Raw genomic sequence first — 16,402 nt, 5'->3', positions numbered from 1 at the left:
GAATGATGCAGGTCAAACTGTCGTGGATCGTGAGAGAAGCATGCCGGGCTGAATCGCCGCCCGGCAGATCGTGAGGCTAAGGAGCCGATCAGTGCAGACAGCACTGCTTATATTTTTTGCCGCTGCCGCACGGGCAGGGATCGTTGCGGCCGGGCAGCTTCTCTGCCGCGACAGGCTTCTGGGGAACGGGAATCGCTTCTGGCTGGGAGATCCAGTGATCGTGCAGCGCCAGCGCAGCAGGACGAATAGCTTCAATGCTGGCTTCCATCTCGTCCGGCGTCATGGCATCGATCTTTTCAAGATTCTCTTCCACGCCGTGCAGAGCGATGGCGTCCAGCGCGGGTTGCAGGTCCTGCGGCAGGGCAGTCCAGTCGGTCAGCGCGACACCGCGCATGTAGCCGAAGCACCACTCTTCCACCACGGTAAATTCCAGACCTTCCATTTCACGGATGCCAAACAGCGGTTCGAACTGCTCAGGGAATTCAGATAAGCGGTCAGCCACATCATTCATATGCTGGAAGCAAAGCGACATAAAGCGCGTCATTTCACGCTCGTTGCTCCATTTTGGGATCTGCTTCTCGCCACCCCACAGTGCCACCAGCCACTGGCTTGGCTCGACGGTGACGGGACCGGAGAGAACGGCAGTCAGCAGGCCGTCGAGCTCGGAGACATCAATAATCGATGCTTCGCTGCCATATTTTTCCAGCATATCTTCCAGCCATTGCAGCTCTTTTTCGGACAGTGGGCCTTCTTTCATGCGGTTGCCTCCCGGGCATTTCAAAATTTCAGCGGCGTTGAGCCTTAAAACCGCAGCAGTGTACACCCTTGTGGACTGCAACACAGCTAACCCTGTTCGGGCGAGCTGCGGTGATTAAACCGCGTTTAGCACCACTTTCACCCCGTTGTGCAGGCGATAGCCCACAGCACTTTATGGTACATTTTTGCGCTCCAGCCAGACAGTTACGTGTTAAATAATAATAAGTAAATGATTAATATATGAAAAATGGATTTACTGGCAGGCCGGCTGTTGCAGTCTCCCTTGCACGGCTGACCCCTGGTGGCCAGTGGATCAGCAGATTAATGACGCGATTCATGCCAGCCTTTATCTTCCTGCTGGCGGGATGTGGAACCCTGTCGCAAACCTCCGCCCCGGTGGGCGATCGCGTTTATCTGACACACGCCACCTTTCATGAAAATGTCGATGACATCGTGCAGCATTACATGCAACAGAAGCAGGTTCCCGGCATCAGCATCGCGGTCATTCATCGCGGTGGCCCGACCCGCGATTACTCTTTTGGCGTCACCGATCGTGTGCATCGCTATCCGATCACGCCCGATACCCTGTTTGCGCTGGGATCGCTGAGTAAAGGCGTGACGGCAGAAGTGATTATCCAGCTGGTTGATCAGGGTAAGCTGCGCTGGAGCGATACACTGGCGGATCTTCTGCCGGAAGGCGTTCGCCTCAGCGCTGACGCGCGGCGCATCACGCTGCTGCAGCTGGTGACGCACACCTCGGGTCTGCCGCGACAGGATATGGATCTGACGATGCTGCAGCAGTTCGTTCGTTATCTGGACACCGGCGAGAACTTCTATGGCAATCTTGATAGCGACAAGCTGCTGAGTTATCTGGCGGACTTCTCTGCACCTGCGGTACGCATGCCACACTACTCTAACCTCGGCTATGCGCTGCTCGGTTATATCCTGCGCACGCGTTGTCATCAGGATATTCAGACGCTGGCATCACAGCTTATCTTCACACCGTTAAAGATGAACCAAAGCAGTTTTGTACCGGAAACGCTGGCGGGCTATCCGCTGCGTGCGCTGGGCCATGCAGGCGATCAGCCGAAATTTATTCGCCGCGGCACGCTGACGCCTGACTGGCATTTTCACGGCAACATGGTGGCCGCGGCCAGTCTCTACAGTAATGCGCGCGATCTGAGTGCTTATTTGCGCGCACATCTCAGCGCTACCGGTGATGCTGCGCGGGACCGGGCTTTCGCGGCGGTAGATCAGGCGTGGTATCAGCAGGGCGCGCAGGCGCAGAATATCGCCTGGGTGACCGACACTTTCGAAGGGCAGCAGATCACCTATCAGGTGGGCTATATCGGCGGCTATGCCAGTTTTATCGGCTACGATAAACGTAACGGCAATGCGATTGTGGTGCTGCAGAACGGCTTTAACTGGAGTAACTATTTAGGCATTGCGTTGTTGGTCGATCTGGCAACTCAGGATAAAGTGGTCGGACAGTGATCCGCTACCTGGCCTGTGTGCAGTAAAGTGAATAGCGCTGTTTTTCCTTACACATAGCGTCAGTGCGCCGGAACTGAAGTGCGATAAACATTGTCTTTAGCCTGACTGTCAAAATTCAACGTGGAAATCATTATGCGCAGGACTCAACGTGTACTTTTATCAATGGGATTACTGGTTGGCTCGCTGAGCCTGATCCCCGCTGTACAAGCCGCTGGCGAAGCAACGGATACCGTTCCGCCACCGCCGCAGATTCAGCCTGCTAATCCGGATGCGCAGCCCGCTACGCCTGATACGGGCAGCGTTCAGCCGGATGCCGGTGGCGCGCAAAGCCAGGCACCGACCAGCTCACAATCTAATGATGGTATTACGCCGACCACGCCGGCACCTTCCAATGGCGCGCACCCTAATTACGACCTCAGCACCATCATCATCGACTACAAACAGTACCAAATCGGTGACACAGTGCCAGAGAAGTACACCGATAAAACGTACACCATCAATGAGTGGCAAAAGCGTAATCTGCCTGCTCCGCAGGAAAATACCCACTGGGCCTATATCAACGCCAACTACATTCTTATTACCAATGACACCGGCAAAATCGTCATGGGTAAATCGGGCGATATCTTCTTCCGCGGTTAAAATAAGCGCGGTTAAAATAAGCGGTAAAAATCAGCCGGTCGTGATGACCGGCTTTTTTTAGCTGAAACGCTCAGCACCAAAGCTTGCCAGCATCGGATGCTTTTCACCGCTTACAATCTCCTCCGCCAGTAATTCACCGACAATCAGCGCCAGGGTTGCGCCCGAATGCGTGAACGCCACATAACAGCCCGGCACCTTCTGCAGTTGCCCCAGCACCGGATCGCCATCGCCTGGAATCGGCTTCAGGCCAATTTTCCAGCTCTGGACGCTGAGCGGCTCGTCACCCCGTAACAGCTGACTCGCTTCCTCGGCCAGCTTTGCTACAACCTGCTTATCAATATGGTAATCGCCTCCGGCCAGCTTCTGGATATCAGCCTCGTACCAGTCATGATCCAGGGCGTAACGGTTGCCGGGGTTTGGCCGGATGGCGGCGCGAGGCGTGTTCAGCACCGCCTTGAGTTCATGTTTGCCCGGCTCAGTGATCACCAGCATGGAGACGGGCGATCCGTTGGGAATCGTCACGCCCAGTGGCGCAATCACATCCGGTGTCCAGGGCCCGCAGGCGACCACCACCGCATCTGCCCGCAGTTCGCCCAGCTCACTGCGAATGCCGCAGGCCCGGCCCTGATCGGTGATCACACTGGCTTTACCGGCGTGTTCAATCACTTCACCACCCCGCGCCCGGAACTGATTCACCAGATACTCTGACAGGTGCGGCAGGCTGACCCAGCCTTCACCGGGGTTAAATATCGCCTGCGACGGCAGCGCGTCAGGATCGATCGTCGCATCCGCCTGCGCCACGTTATCAGGTGTCATGAGTTGTGAGTCGTAGCCGTGTGCTTTCTCATAGGCGTGCCGCGCCTGCGTTCCTGCTGCATCATTGCTGAACCAGCAGACCCCGCCATCAAAACGCAGCCAGTCGAGGGTAGGTTGTTGAGCAAACAGGGTGCGATAGCGATCAATGCCCGCCATGCGCAGCGCGTGATAGGGGCGGGAGCGTTCACCCGCCGAGTTGAGCCAGGAGAGTGAACGTCCCGATGCGCCAGAACAGAGCGCGGCTTCGGTCACCAGGGTCACCGCCGCTCCCCGTTTTGTCAGCTCCAGCGCCGTCGAGACACCTATTACGCCACCGCCCAGTACAACTACTTTCATTTCAGTTTTTACCGCCATTATCAGGTTCCTTGCTCAGTTACAGCACTTCAGAGAGAAAACGTTGCAGTCGCGGCGACTGTGGCGTATCAAAAATGGCGCCCGGCGGCCCGGCTTCAACAATCTCGCCTTCGTCCATAAACACCACCTGATCCGCCACTTTGCGCGCAAAGCCCATTTCATGTGTCACCACAACCATCGTCATGCCGCGACGACAGAGATCCGCCATCAGCGTCAGGACACCCTTCACCAGTTCGGGATCGAGCGCGGAGGTCGCCTCATCAAACAGCATGACCTCGGGATCCATCGCCAGCGCGCGGGCAATCGCGACACGCTGCTGCTGGCCGCCGGAGAGATCGCGTGGCCGGTGATCGGCGCGCTGACCCAGACCCACTTCTTCCAGCCGCTGACGCGCAATCGCCATCGCCTGCGCTTTGGGCAGGCCTTTAACCCGCCACGGTGCCAGCGCCACGTTCTCCAGCGCGCTGTGATCGGGGAAGAGATTGAAATGCTGAAACACCATGCCGATCCGTAACCGCAGCGCATCTGGCTTGTCGCGCAACACTGACCGATCAGCCAGAAGTACATCCCCCGATTGCGGTTCATGCAGCCGGTTGATGCCGCGCAGCAGCGTCGACTTACCCGAACCGGATGGCCCGATAATGCAGGTGGTGCTGCCGGGCGCGACCCGCAGCGAGACGTTACGCAACACCTCAATCGGGCCGTAAGCCAGAGTCAGATCGCGCAGCTCCAGGCTGGCACCGTGCCAGCTCGCGGCAGTGATGCTGTTCAGGTTATTCATGGTTGCCTCCGATCCGGGGATGAGTGACCAGTGCGCCGCCGGGCGCTCTGACTTCCTCCACCTCTTTTAAGCCACTTTGCGGGGCAGTCAGGCGACGTCGGCCGGTGCGATAACGCACATCGACATAGTTGACCATGTGCGTCAGCGGCACAGTGATAATCAGATAGAACAGCCCTGCCAGCATCAGGGGCGAGAGGTTGCCGGTGAGCACCGCCGCGTCCTGGCCCACGCGAAACAGTTCCCGTTGTTGTGTCATCAGGCCCAGCAGGTAAACCAGCGAGGAATCTTTAATGATGGCGATGAACTGGTTAACGATGGCGGGCAGTACGCGGCGGATCCCCTGCGGGATCACCACCAGTCGCATTGCCCGGCCATAACTCATCCCCAGCGCACGGCAGGCTTCCATCTGGCCGCGTTCAACACTCTGAATACCGGCGCGGAAAATCTCGCCCATGTAGGCGCTGGCGATCAGGCTAAGGGCGAAGATCCCCAGCGGATAGGGCGTAGGACCGAACAGCTGATAGCTGAAGCGCGCCAGGCCCTGACCAATCAGCAGAATGGTCAGAATCGATGGCAGACCGCGGAACAGATCGGTATAGAGCCGGGCAGGCAGACGCAGCCAGCGTGAGGGCGAGATGCCCATCAGCGCCAGCAGAAGGCCGAATAGCGTGCCGAGCAGCGTTGCCGCCAGCGAGATAATCACCGTGTTGACCAGCCCGGTGGTCAGCATCTGCGGCAGTACTTCCATCATTGATGGAAAATCAAAGAAGGTGCGGGAAAGAATCGTGAGCAAGTCCATCGCCGTCTCCATGCAGGGTGGGGGATCCCCCGGTTAACTCAGGACGCGAACGTCCGCATCTTTACTGCCCGCCAGGCAGATACTGTTTTGGCATCGGCGATCCGGGGAACCACTTCTGATAGAGCCGTTGCCAGGTGCCATCCTGCATGGCTGCTTTAATGGCGCTGTCCAGCGCGGCCTTGAAGGCGGGTTTGCCTTTGGCAATGGCAATGCCGGCCGGTGCATCAAATGAGGGGATGTCGGCGGCAGAGACCAGCTTAAAGCGGTCGGCGTAGCTTTTTGCCGCCTCGTAGTCGAGGAAGATCGCGTCGAGCGTACCGTTGTTGAGCGCAGAGACTGCGCTGTTGTTATCCGGGAAGCGTACGAGATCGGTCTGGGTGAAGTGTTCGACGGCATAGCTCTCCTGCAGCGTACCCTGAACCACCCCGAGCCGGTGTTTTGCCAGGCTGGCGACATTCTTCACGCCGCTGTCGTGGCGGGTCAGCACGGTGAGAAATCCCGCCAGATAGCCGGTTGAAAAATCCACCGTCTTTTCACGCGCAGGGGTGATGCCGATGGCCGCTACCGCCGCGTCATACTGACCGTTGGCCACCGCCGGCATGATGGCCGAGAAGTCCTGTCCAATAAAATCGACCTTATCGATCCCGATACGATGGGCGACATCTTTGAAGAATTCGACGTCAAAGCCGGTGAACTGACCGCTGGCATCCGTGAAGGTGTAAGGTTTTGAGTCGCCGACGCTGGCGATGCGTAGCTGACCCGGTTCGATCAGCCCATAGGGATTGTTATCGCTGGCAGCCAGCGTACAGAACGACAGTGAACAGAGTGCGAGCGTGGTGCCGAGCAGTTTGCCCAGGGTGGTTTGCGATTTCATAGCTCATCCGTTTTTGCAGGTTTAAACATCAGAGACTGTTGAGCCAGCGGTTATAATTGAGACCGGTCTCAACACAGGTGGCACCTTAAGACACTGATGTTGTGAGACCGGTCTCAAGGGGTTACAATGAGTTTAAGCACAGCCTTTTTTCGGCGTCAATATTCCTGTCATCAACCTGTGATTCAAAATAATTATGACCAGCCAGAAACGACAATCTAAAGCGCCCACCGTAGCGGATGTGGCGCGCGCAGCAAAAGTATCCAAAGCCCAGGCGGCGCGTGCGCTGGGTGGCTATGGGGCAGTCAGTGATGAGGTGCAGGAGCGGGTCAACAGCGCGGCCTCCGCGCTGGGCTACCGTCTGAATGCCCTGGCCCGCAGTATGAACACCGGACGTTCCAATACCATTGGTGTGATTGTCGGCGACATTGAGAATCCCCATTTTGGTCTTGCGCTGCGCGGCATGGCGGATGTGGCGCGCACTGCCGGTTACCATCTGCTGCTCAGTAACAGCGATGAGAAGTTGCAGGCTGAGCAGGATGCGGTGCGGGTGATGCTGGAAAAGCGGGTCGACGGCATCATCGTTGCGCCCTGCTGTTCAGAACACCATCACAACAGTCACCTGACTCAGGTACTGGAAGAGGGCAGAGCGCTGAAATTATTTGATCGCGCAGTGACTGACCTTGATGTGGAGGCGATCTGCTGCGAATTTACCGAAGTGGCTGCAGAAGCAACCTCGCAGTTACTGGAAGCGGGCCATCGCCACATCGCTTATATCACCAGCATGGCACTGGCAACCGACTACAGCACGCCAGGGGATTTTGGCCTGACGCCGGTCGCCCAGCGCGTGGGCGGCATGATGCAGGCATTTGCTGCCGCGGGCTTGGAATTTGATCCGACGATGGTGAAAGTGAATGCGCTGGACGAAGCGGAGATTGCCCGTATCGTGGCCGAGCTGTGGCAGCGTCCGCAGCCGCCCACTGCGCTGGTGGCTTCTGACAGCGTGGTGGCGATGTGGCTGCTGCGCGAAGTGACGCAGCGCGGACTGCGAATCCCTGCTGATCTCTCTTTCGTGATGTATGACAATTTTCCGTGGAGTGAGATTGTCACGCCACCGCTGACGGTGGTAGCGCAACCGGTGTATGAGATGGGCCGTGAAGCGGCACGACGCCTGATCGCGGAGATACGCGGCGAAGCCGTCGGACCGATGCCGCGCTTTGATGCCCGTCTGATGATTCGCCAGTCCATTGCCGCACCGGCCAGCCTCATCAGTGGGAAATAATAGGGTTAACCCGGCCAGCCCGGTAACCGGTATATCGCCTGGCTGATGCGTTCGCAGGCAATGGTTCTATCATTTTCGCCAGTTTTGGTCCTTTTTAATCAATTATGATCGTGGCAATCTGCAGAGATAATCTGTAGCCAGGAGACAACATGCCACAACATACCAATCAGTTCGGACAGCCGGTCGGTGAGCCAATGCCAGACTGGCAGCCCCGGCCTCTGCCCCAGCATCAGGTTTTTACTGGCGAAGTTTGTCGGCTGGAGCCGTTCAGTGTGGCGCGTCATGCTGAGGCACTGTTTGAGGCATGGGCGCTGGCTGAAGATGGGCGTGACTGGACTTACCTGCCTGCCGGTCCCTTTACCGAACGTCCGGCATGGCAGGCGTATGCCGCACAGCTTGAAATGAGTCGTGATCCGCTGCATTTTGCCGTGATCGATCTCGCCACCGACCAGGCAGTAGGCAGCCTGTCGTTAATGCGCATCCAGCCTGAACATGGCGTGATGGAAGTCGGGCATGTCATGTTTTCGGCCCGGCTGAAGCAGACCCGCATGGCAACGGAGGCGCATTTCCTGCTGATGCGTTACGCCTTTGAGACGCTGGGTTATCGCCGCTATGAATGGAAATGCGATAGCTGTAATGCCCCTTCCCGTAAGGCAGCGGCACGTCTCGGTTTTCGTTATGAAGGCGATTTCCGTCAGGCAATCATCTACAAAGGGCGTTCACGTGACACCAGCTGGTTCTCGCTTATCGAGAGCGAATGGCCGCAGGTGAAAAAGGGCCTGCAGCGCTGGCTGGCGGAGGATAACTTTACCGCCGACGGTCAGCAGCGCGAAAAGCTGGAGGCGCTGCGCGACAGACCCTGACAGGGTGATAACGGGATCACATTAAAATATCTTTCAGGACCGCCGCCAGCAGGGTGGTGGTCATGAGAATAGATAACCGTTTGATCCAGCGCATATCGGTGGTCAGGGTAACAACGTCATTTCTGAGGCTGTCCACAGCCGAAGTTAATCGGAAATTCATTTCACTGAGAGCGACATCCAGCTTATCCACCTTGGCTTCTAACTGATTAAAACGGATGGCCAGTTTGTCTGTTTTTCTTTCAACATGGCCAAGCCGCTCGTCTATCTGATGTACTTTTGTTGTGAGCTGACCAAGCTGCCCATCTATCTGATCGACTTTGGTTGTAAGCTGCCCGAGCCGAATATCTATATGGTTGGCTTTGGTCTGAATCTGACCGAGTTGCTTTCCAACCTGTCCGCCTGGCTGCCTCTGCTGCATATCAGTAAACACCTCCACCATCGCCTCCGCTTGCTGATCGTCGATCCCTGCCTGTTGCAGCGCTTTAAAGGCTTTGTGGGTACTCATCATTGTGCTTGTCATCACGACACCTCCCTGTGCACTTCAGCGATAACGGCATCATGACAGGCAAAAGACGTATCGCCACTAAGCCGGTTATATTTTGCGCGTCTCGCCGAAAAATATCAATTAGTACAACAAGTAACGTGCAGCAGAGTGCGGGCTGTCTCGCAACATTTAGCTGATGGCAGGATGAGGCGACTCTGCGGAAATCCGCAGAGTCGGAAAGAAAAAAGCGGGCGTCAGGGCTGTGGCACGATTTTAATTTCAACCATGCCGATGCCCAGTTTGCGCGGATCCTGACCGGTGATATTGCCGGTGTTACTCAGCTGCGGTTCAGGTGGTGCAATCACCAGACGATGGCTGGCGCCTGGGTTATCAAAATGCAGGGTATGTGTCGATATCTCTTCACTCAGTGACAGCAGTTGCTGCTGATCGCCGACCCGCACCGGAATCGCCCGGTGCGCGTTGGGGCCATACGCACGCGCGGTGATCACCAGATCGAACTTCGCGGGCAGCGCATCGATATAGTCGATATGAACCTCGGGCGCGAGATTAGCGTTAGACCAGCGTCCCCAGCTCTCTGGCCGTGAGATGCCGCTGAAGCTTTTAACACTCTCCGGTGCGCCAGGCACGTCAAGCCTGAAGCTATCGGCGCTGTAGCGAATGTTGTTATCTTCAATACGGATCTGCGCGAGGTTCTGCTGGTAACGCGCATCGCTGATAGCGCTCTCGGGGAAACGGACTTTGCCTTTCCACTGCGGTTTGTCGACATGCGTCACCGACGGCGTGCCGCCGAGCTGTCCCATCGCCACACAGAGATCGCCGGAAAGTGCCAGCGAAGGCTGCCAGAGTCGCGCCATTTTAAAACAGCGATCCACCCAGAGAAATTTATCGGCTGAGGCGAAATCCGCCAGCTGATAGCGCAGCGGTGCCGAATATTCCCCCTCCGGCATCGGCTCAACGTGCTTATCACTGATGCGGAACAGAATCGGCAATTTGAAGGTGGTTCCCGAGAAGCTGAAGATATTCTTCGCCTGATCCACCGTGAAGTTGTCTATCTTCTTCGGGAAGTTCCACAGCTGGATAATGTCGGGCTTCCAGCTCGTCACCTTACTCTTCATATCGTCGAACTGGGTGGAGAGTGAAAGCGATGAGAGGCTGCTGCGGCCCAGGCCAATCGCGTTATCGCCGCCGAGAATATCGAGCAGGGTGGCGCCGTTATCCAGCGTGCTGCGCTTCGCCTCCATCAATTCCGCCTGCGGCTTGTCACCACGGATCACCATGAAAAGATTGCGACGGGGCTGTTTGACCAGCCACGGATGCGCAGTGTTGTTCATCGCCAGATGATCCGAGCTCACCACAATCACGGTGTTTTTGAACCACGGCGACGCTTTAATGCGCGCAATCAGACGCGACACATGCTCCTGCGAGCAGGCGACCGCACTGAATGACTGATTCGGTTTGCCCTCAATGCTGTAGCTCCTGCGATCGCAGCTGCGTGAGATAAATCCGTCAGGATGATGGGTGTCGACGGTCAGCGTAAACAGCGCAAAAGGTTTACCGGCCTGAGAGAGTTCCTGATACTTCTCAAACACCTCATCCATTACCGTATCGTCGTAATAACCCCAGTTATTACGGTAGGTGGGATCGGCGACGCGGCTTTTCAGCTCCTGCGAACCATAAAGGTTAGCGGGATCAAAACCGTGTGATTTCAGGAAGACATCTTTCCCGGCGAAACGCAGATCGGCACCCTGAATAAACCAGTTCTCGTAGCCGGAGTTCTTCAGGATGTCGCCCAGACAGACGTTCTGAGGATAGAAGCTGGAGAGCGATGCTGACGCATTGCCATCAAACGGGGCAAACAGCGGAATGCCACACTGTGAGGCGACCATGCCCGCAATGGTGTAATCGGTACCTGGCAGCTGTTCGGTTTCGCTGAAGTCGATGCTCTGCTCTTTCTGCCGGCTCAGCTCCGGCGCTAAGCCGGGAAAGGCGATAGGGTCAAAATAGGTGCGCTCTAAGCTTTCACCATAGATGTAAACCACGTTGAGGTGCGGCTGTTCAATGCGATTACGCGGCACTTTATAGAAGTTGTCGAAGTCAGAATCTGCCAGCTGGGTATGCGACACAATCAGGGTCGCGACCTGGCGAAAGGCCGGGGTAGTCTGCACCGAGCCGAGTGCGCAGGCGGCGGCCAGCAGCGACCAGCCCATGTGATGCGGACGCTTACGCCGCCGCAGAATCCACGACAGCAGGCAGAACAGCAGAAACAGTACGATGATCAGGCCAATCGCCGGCACTACATATTTACTGACGCCCGCGCCGGTCAGACTGTTGGTCAGGGTATAGAGCACCGCATCGTTGATGCCGTCACCGGTAAAATAGTTGCTGGCATAGAGGGTGGCGTTCAGCACAACGAAAAGCACCAGCAGAATAAGAACGACAATAAACCAGAATTTGTTACGCCCGGCTTTACAGGAATAGATTGCAATAGCGGCCAGAAACAACGCGACGGACACCAATTCGGACAACGGCAAATCCTCTCTTCAGGGCTACGCGAGGCTTCACGCAACCGGCCACCTTCGGGGGATGGTTTTTCGACAATCTATATTGGCTGTAATCCGGCTGCAACATATCCGGCCCGATTTGTGCGGTGAAGAGCAGATTGGTTTATTGTCATTTCAGAAGTGAGGTTATCAGGCGTGACGGTGGCTGGCGCGCACCGTCAGCAGAGCAGAAGTCAGGGCGATTTTCAGAGTTTGCCGGTGAGATATTGTGCTTCGCCGTCGGCAAAACTCCAGTCACCTTTGTCATTGGTGATAAAGCTGATCATTAAATCGTTGCCCTGCACACCACAATGCTCACGCAGCTCACGCGCCAGCTCGGCCATGAACAGCTGTTTCTGTTCACTGCTGCGTGGGCTGGTATAGACCCGCACCATCACCAGATTATCGCTCCGGCTGAATCCCAGTCCGGTATCCTGGAACACCATCTGATAGCGCTTGTTTTCCTGAACAATCTGGTAGCGATCGCGTTCCGGCACCTTAAAGGCCGTGAGCACGGCGCGGTGTGCCGCATCCAGCAGTGTACGTAGCTCTGATTCTGAACGACCCTGGATAACATCAAATTGCAGCAGTGGCATAGCGAACTCCTCCCGGTGATTAAGAACCCTATGGTGACCCCTTTATCCGGCGGGAAAAAGCGCGTAGCCTGAAATGATTATTCACTATAGTGAACAATCGTGATGAAAGAGATGAAAACGGATACGCTTTGGGATCATCTGCACTGGCTGACCGTACTGGCAGAGCAGGGCAGTTTTACCCGCGCGGCAGAGCGGCTCGACGTCAGCAAGGCGGCGATGAGTCAGAAAATTAAAGAGCTGGAGGAAATGGCCGGTGTGTTGCTGGTACAACGCACTACGCGCAGCGTGCGGCTGACCTCTGCCGGTGAGAAGCTGGTGGAGGAGCTACGCGAGCCTTTTGCCCGCATTGAACAGAGTTTTTTCAGCGTGCGGGACATCGCCGGGCCGGTCCGTGGCCTGGTGCGCATTACCGCACCGGTGGCGTTTGCCCGTCAGCAACTGGTGCCGATTATCGGTGAATTTCTGCGTGATTATCCGCAGGTGCGTCTGCAGCTGGATGTGACTGACCGCATTGTGTCGCTGAGCAGCGAGGGATTTGATCTGGCCATTCGACACAGCGACACCCTGCCGGAAACCCACGTGGCACTGCCGCTGTGTGACACACGGACATTACTGGTGGCATCACCCGCCTATCTCAACGAACAGGGGATACCGCAGTCGCCGCAGGATCTGGCGCAGCATAACTGCCTTTACTATCCACGCGGCGTCGAATCACCGCGCTGGCGATTTACCACCTCCGCGGATAGCGAACAGGTCCAGATACGGATTCAGGGCAGCTTTGCCACTAACAACAGCGAGTCGATACGCGATGCGGCCCTGCAGGGGTTAGGGATCGCTATGCTGCCCGATTTCAGCGCCCGGGAGGCGCTGGCAGCAGGGTCATTGCAGCAGGTGTTGCCTGCGTGGCAGCCGGTTGAGGCCTTTGCCGCCCGCCTGTGGATCGTACGACCCTGGGCGGCGCAGGTGCCCCGCGCGGTCACCACGTTTACACACTGGCTACGCGCGCGCTTTGACCGTTGAAGGCAATGCCAGCGCAGGTGGCGTGGTGTGCATCATCTCGCCAATCAGGCTGCTGCGGTTATATAAACCAAGCCGCAGATTGAAGTCGAGATGCAGCCGCTCGTTGCCGGTTAATTTTATAATGGGTGGCGGCGTCTGTGGCCGCTGCTGAAACATCACAGACTGCGCAAAGGCGCTGCTGCTGTCGGCATGCAGGCGCTGATAGAACCAGGCGCTGGCTTCACTTTTACGCAGATAGAGATTCGCCCGCCGGTATTCCCGCATCGCAACCTGCTGCGCCAGCGACAGGAGCTGACGAGACGGATTCTCCATATTCTGCACAATCAGCGGAAAATCATCACGCTTCTTCAGCTCATGGAAATAGTTGCGGATACCGACGTTTTTAACCGGTGCCAGCTGTTTCAGCCATTCGCGGATAAACGGATTTTGCGGGGCGGCAGCAAGAAACCAGCTCTCGGTGACCGGCGCAAGCAGATTCAGCGTCGATTGCTCGTTATAGTAACCAATGAGATCCATTGACCGCGCTTCGTGAACGCGATGCACCCAGGCGAGATTCTCAAACAGCAATGTGCTGCAATCAATGCCGATGCCGCCATAACGGTGAATCAGCTCAAGCCGGATGATTTCACTTTTATGTGCCAGCGTCAGATCGGAAGAGATAAAGTTGAGATCGGGCAGCCACTGCGACAGGGTGCGCTGCGTAATCAGATAAACCTGGTGGTCGGGGTTGTCCCGCCGGATTTTACTGATATTCAGCGCCATTGAGGCAGGCAGGTGATCGTTATGCCAGACCATCCAGACGATTTTTGGAATCTCCGGCAGATCTTTCTGCTGCGCGATCAATACGACATTATCTTCCTGACCCGGATCATATTCCGGTGCCCGACAGAGTTTCTGCTGTTTTCTATTCCATAACATCTGGCTACTGAACGATATTCTTTTCCAGTTACGCCAGATTTTATGCGCTGGACGTTGGCGATGTGAAGTCATGGTACACCTGTTATTTTTATTTTCCCGTCATAGTGCAGGCTCTGCCCGTTCCGCCAGCGGCGGGAACGGCCGGAATTACATACTGACTGCAATCCCGATGAGTGCGGGAATTAATGAATAGTTTTCCCTGGTGGCGACGCAGTGCTGGAGCGCGCGATAGTTTCCTCACGGCTGTTTAATTGCACTGCACCTTTTTAATAAAACATTATTTACACATTAGCTATGTCTTTTTTTGACTTTAGGATAATACGGAAATAATCCGGTCACGTTATGAAAATAATAATGTCGTCACTGTTAATCATTTATTTAAATGCGGGAATAAACGCAGTTAAGGAATATCTGAATATTATTCTTAACCTGCGCGTTATCCTGCGGCCCGGGCCACAGGAACAGTGGCTATTGTACTTAACTGGTGGTGTAAGCCCGGCTCATCAATCCGCGGAATCAGACAGCCTGAAGAGGATTGTCTACGCTTAAGAAGAACTTACTGAGAAAGGAGCGCGCATGCAGAGTGAATCTTACGGGTTACTGGCGGTTGATAAGCAGGGTAATCGCGTCCTGTTTCTTAATCCGGAAACCTTCGCGGTCGAGCGGGAACTGAACGCTTTTCCACCGCGGCCGCATGAACTCCTGATGCTGGCCCCCTGGGGTAAAGCCTATGTACCCATTTTTGGCGACGGCGTTCATGGTAATAACCCGCATCCGGGTCACAAAGTGGCGATTATCGATTTACAGCGTCGGGAGATCAGTGGCTTTATCGATCTGTCGCCGCTGCGGGCACCCCACAGCGGGCAGCTGGGCCGCGATGGCAAAGTCTATCTCTGCTGTGAGCAGAGTGCCGCAGTGGCGGTGATCGATCCGCAGAGCGACAAAGTGGAAAAAATCATTCCAGTTCCTTCTCACAACGCGCATCGCCTGACGCTGTCACCCAGCGGCCGCAAGCTGTTCACCGATAACGAAGAGGATGCGACCATCACCGTGGTGGATCTCTGTGAAGCAGAGGGGCGGGTCATCGACACCATCCTGCTGCCCGGGCCGATTGCGGGCATCGCTGCCTCTCCGAAACACCCCTATCTGGTCGCCAGCGCCGCTGATGCACCGTTGCTCTATGTGATTGATCGGCAAAGCCACCGCATTCGCCAGCGCCTGACGCTGCCGGGTCATGAACGGCCCTGTCAGGTGGTACGCTTCAGCGCCGATGGCGAGCAACTGGTGGCGATAGGGGATCAGGAACCGCTGGTGACGCTGTTTGACGATCTGCTGAATCCGCTGGGCGACATCCGGGTAGGTAACATGCCGATGGACGGCTGTTTTACGCCAGACAGGCAACAGCTGCTGATTGCCAATCAGGATGATGGCACGCTGAGCGTGATCGATCTGGCGCAGCGTAAAGTGATTGCCACGCCGCGTGTCGGAACGGGTTGTGAGGTGCTGGGTTATTTTCCAATCGGTCAGATAAACGGACGATGATAGATCGCGGAACTCCAGTGGCGGCTGCTGGCGTGCTTCTCCGCCTGCCAGCCGCGTTTACGTAATTCGCGCGCAATCATCTTATTCATGATGCCGTGGCCCAGCAGCAGCACCGTGCCATGCCGTGAGTGATCGATCAGCTTCTCTGCCGCCGCGGAGGCGCGGCTGCGCGCATGTTGCAGCGACTCCGCTTCACCCGCATACCCGCAGAACCACAATAGCCGCAACAGGGCCAGCCAGCACAGGGTAGGCAGCTGCACCGCGCCGGTTCGCAGCAGTGGCACGGCGACTTCGCTGAACACGGCATCAACCTCATGGGGCTGCAGACCGAGCTGGCTCAGGGAGGATTGCGCGCGGGGCAGGGGACTGCAGACAATAAACGTAGCCTGACGGGCAATTTCGATGCTGCGCGGCGGCGGTCCGTCACTAACCTGTGACAGATCGTAGGCTTCGCACCAGTCTGCCAGTGCCTGCACGCTCTGGCGACCCGCAGCCTGGTGGTCAGGTTTACCGTGTCGCATCAGGATAATTTTCATAGCATCTCTGTCCGCCCTTTTTGTCAGGGTAACGTATTGTCTGCGCTTACAGCGATTTTTCAGATTAAATACACGTGTCATCTCATGGTC

At 56.4% G+C, this 16,402-nt stretch carries 16 protein-coding genes; 6 read left to right on the top strand and 10 right to left on the bottom strand.

The genetic code is table 11. The features are described 5' to 3' along the window. Positions 1-88 precede the first annotated feature (88 nt). Entirely contained in the window at positions 89-757 is a 669-nt protein-coding gene (locus ACX8ZY_RS17110) for a YecA/YgfB family protein (RefSeq protein ID WP_010671734.1), read from the bottom strand. 239 nt (positions 758-996) lie between these two features. On the opposite strand from ACX8ZY_RS17110, the gene ACX8ZY_RS17105 reads away from it, so the two are divergent. Continuing rightward, positions 997-2,250: a serine hydrolase domain-containing protein gene (locus ACX8ZY_RS17105; protein WP_266093850.1), complete on the top strand. Its 1,254-nt coding sequence runs from the start codon at positions 997-999 to the stop codon at positions 2,248-2,250. A 132-nt stretch (positions 2,251-2,382) separates the two neighbouring features. After that, a complete protein-coding gene (locus ACX8ZY_RS17100; RefSeq protein ID WP_033759783.1) occupies positions 2,383-2,889 on the top strand; it encodes an RcnB family protein in 507 nt (168 codons plus the stop codon). A gap of 57 nt (positions 2,890-2,946) precedes the next feature. Here the strand turns inward: ACX8ZY_RS17100 and ACX8ZY_RS17095 are convergent, their stop codons facing one another. From ACX8ZY_RS17095 to ACX8ZY_RS17080, 4 genes are all read right to left on the bottom strand, one after another. Then, positions 2,947-4,059: an NAD(P)/FAD-dependent oxidoreductase gene (locus ACX8ZY_RS17095; protein WP_022625354.1), complete on the bottom strand. Its 1,113-nt coding sequence runs from the start codon at positions 4,057-4,059 to the stop codon at positions 2,947-2,949. A gap of 19 nt (positions 4,060-4,078) precedes the next feature. Further along, on the bottom strand, positions 4,079-4,840 hold the full coding sequence (locus ACX8ZY_RS17090; protein WP_031593264.1) for an amino acid ABC transporter ATP-binding protein: 762 nt from the start codon (positions 4,838-4,840) through the stop codon (positions 4,079-4,081). After that, positions 4,833-5,639: an amino acid ABC transporter permease gene (locus ACX8ZY_RS17085; protein WP_010671730.1), complete on the bottom strand. Its 807-nt coding sequence runs from the start codon at positions 5,637-5,639 to the stop codon at positions 4,833-4,835. Before ACX8ZY_RS17085 ends, ACX8ZY_RS17090 begins: the two co-directional genes overlap by 8 nt. Before the next feature lie 61 nt (positions 5,640-5,700). Beyond that, on the bottom strand, positions 5,701-6,513 hold the full coding sequence (locus ACX8ZY_RS17080; RefSeq protein ID WP_031593265.1) for an ABC transporter substrate-binding protein: 813 nt from the start codon (positions 6,511-6,513) through the stop codon (positions 5,701-5,703). A 193-nt stretch (positions 6,514-6,706) separates the two neighbouring features. Between ACX8ZY_RS17080 and ACX8ZY_RS17075 the strand changes: the two genes are divergently transcribed. Together ACX8ZY_RS17075 and ACX8ZY_RS17070 are read left to right on the top strand one after the other, a co-directional pair. Next, entirely contained in the window at positions 6,707-7,792 is a 1,086-nt protein-coding gene (locus ACX8ZY_RS17075) for a LacI family DNA-binding transcriptional regulator (RefSeq protein ID WP_320503201.1), read from the top strand. Between the two features lie 149 nt (positions 7,793-7,941). Continuing rightward, positions 7,942-8,655 (top strand): GNAT family N-acetyltransferase, encoded by a 714-nt coding sequence (locus ACX8ZY_RS17070; protein WP_421665106.1) that lies wholly within the window; start codon positions 7,942-7,944, stop codon positions 8,653-8,655. A 16-nt stretch (positions 8,656-8,671) separates the two neighbouring features. Here ACX8ZY_RS17070 and ACX8ZY_RS17065 read toward each other — a convergent pair whose 3' ends face one another. The 3 genes from ACX8ZY_RS17065 to ACX8ZY_RS17055 form a co-directional block, all read right to left on the bottom strand. Beyond that, complete coding sequence (locus tag ACX8ZY_RS17065) at positions 8,672-9,175, bottom strand: hypothetical protein (protein ID WP_346541348.1); 504 nt, start codon at positions 9,173-9,175, stop codon at positions 8,672-8,674. Positions 9,176-9,393: 218 nt separating this feature from the next. Next, complete coding sequence (gene opgB, locus ACX8ZY_RS17060; protein WP_459260391.1) at positions 9,394-11,685, bottom strand: phosphatidylglycerol--membrane-oligosaccharide glycerophosphotransferase; 2,292 nt, start codon at positions 11,683-11,685, stop codon at positions 9,394-9,396. A 221-nt stretch (positions 11,686-11,906) separates the two neighbouring features. Further along, positions 11,907-12,296 carry a tautomerase family protein gene (locus ACX8ZY_RS17055; protein ID WP_010251498.1) on the bottom strand — a complete coding sequence of 130 codons (390 nt, stop codon included), beginning with the start codon at positions 12,294-12,296 and terminating at the stop codon, positions 11,907-11,909. A gap of 102 nt (positions 12,297-12,398) precedes the next feature. Between ACX8ZY_RS17055 and ACX8ZY_RS17050 the strand changes: the two genes are divergently transcribed. Continuing rightward, on the top strand, positions 12,399-13,316 hold the full coding sequence (locus tag ACX8ZY_RS17050) for a LysR substrate-binding domain-containing protein (RefSeq protein ID WP_459260389.1): 918 nt from the start codon (positions 12,399-12,401) through the stop codon (positions 13,314-13,316). Here the strand turns inward: ACX8ZY_RS17050 and ACX8ZY_RS17045 are convergent. Next, entirely contained in the window at positions 13,293-14,306 is a 1,014-nt protein-coding gene (locus ACX8ZY_RS17045; RefSeq protein ID WP_033769592.1) for a glycosyltransferase family 32 protein, read from the bottom strand. The two genes, ACX8ZY_RS17050 and ACX8ZY_RS17045, sit on opposite strands and share 24 nt — an antisense overlap. Before the next feature lie 504 nt (positions 14,307-14,810). On the opposite strand from ACX8ZY_RS17045, the gene ACX8ZY_RS17040 reads away from it, so the two are divergent. Continuing rightward, positions 14,811-15,776, top strand: a complete 966-nt coding sequence (locus ACX8ZY_RS17040; protein WP_033759801.1) for a beta-propeller fold lactonase family protein — start codon at positions 14,811-14,813, stop codon at positions 15,774-15,776. Here ACX8ZY_RS17040 and ACX8ZY_RS17035 read toward each other — a convergent pair. Beyond that, the gene (locus ACX8ZY_RS17035) at positions 15,758-16,312 is read right to left on the bottom strand and encodes a histidine phosphatase family protein (protein ID WP_010671720.1); all 555 of its coding nucleotides are present in this window, start codon (positions 16,310-16,312) and stop codon (positions 15,758-15,760) included. The two genes, ACX8ZY_RS17040 and ACX8ZY_RS17035, sit on opposite strands and share 19 nt — an antisense overlap. Positions 16,313-16,402 lie beyond the last annotated feature (90 nt).

It is taken from the genome of Pantoea sp. XAF26B01_ASV70, assembly GCF_054512635.1.
Note: the sequence above shows the minus strand (reverse complement) of the source record. Positions and strands in the feature narration are given on the sequence as shown.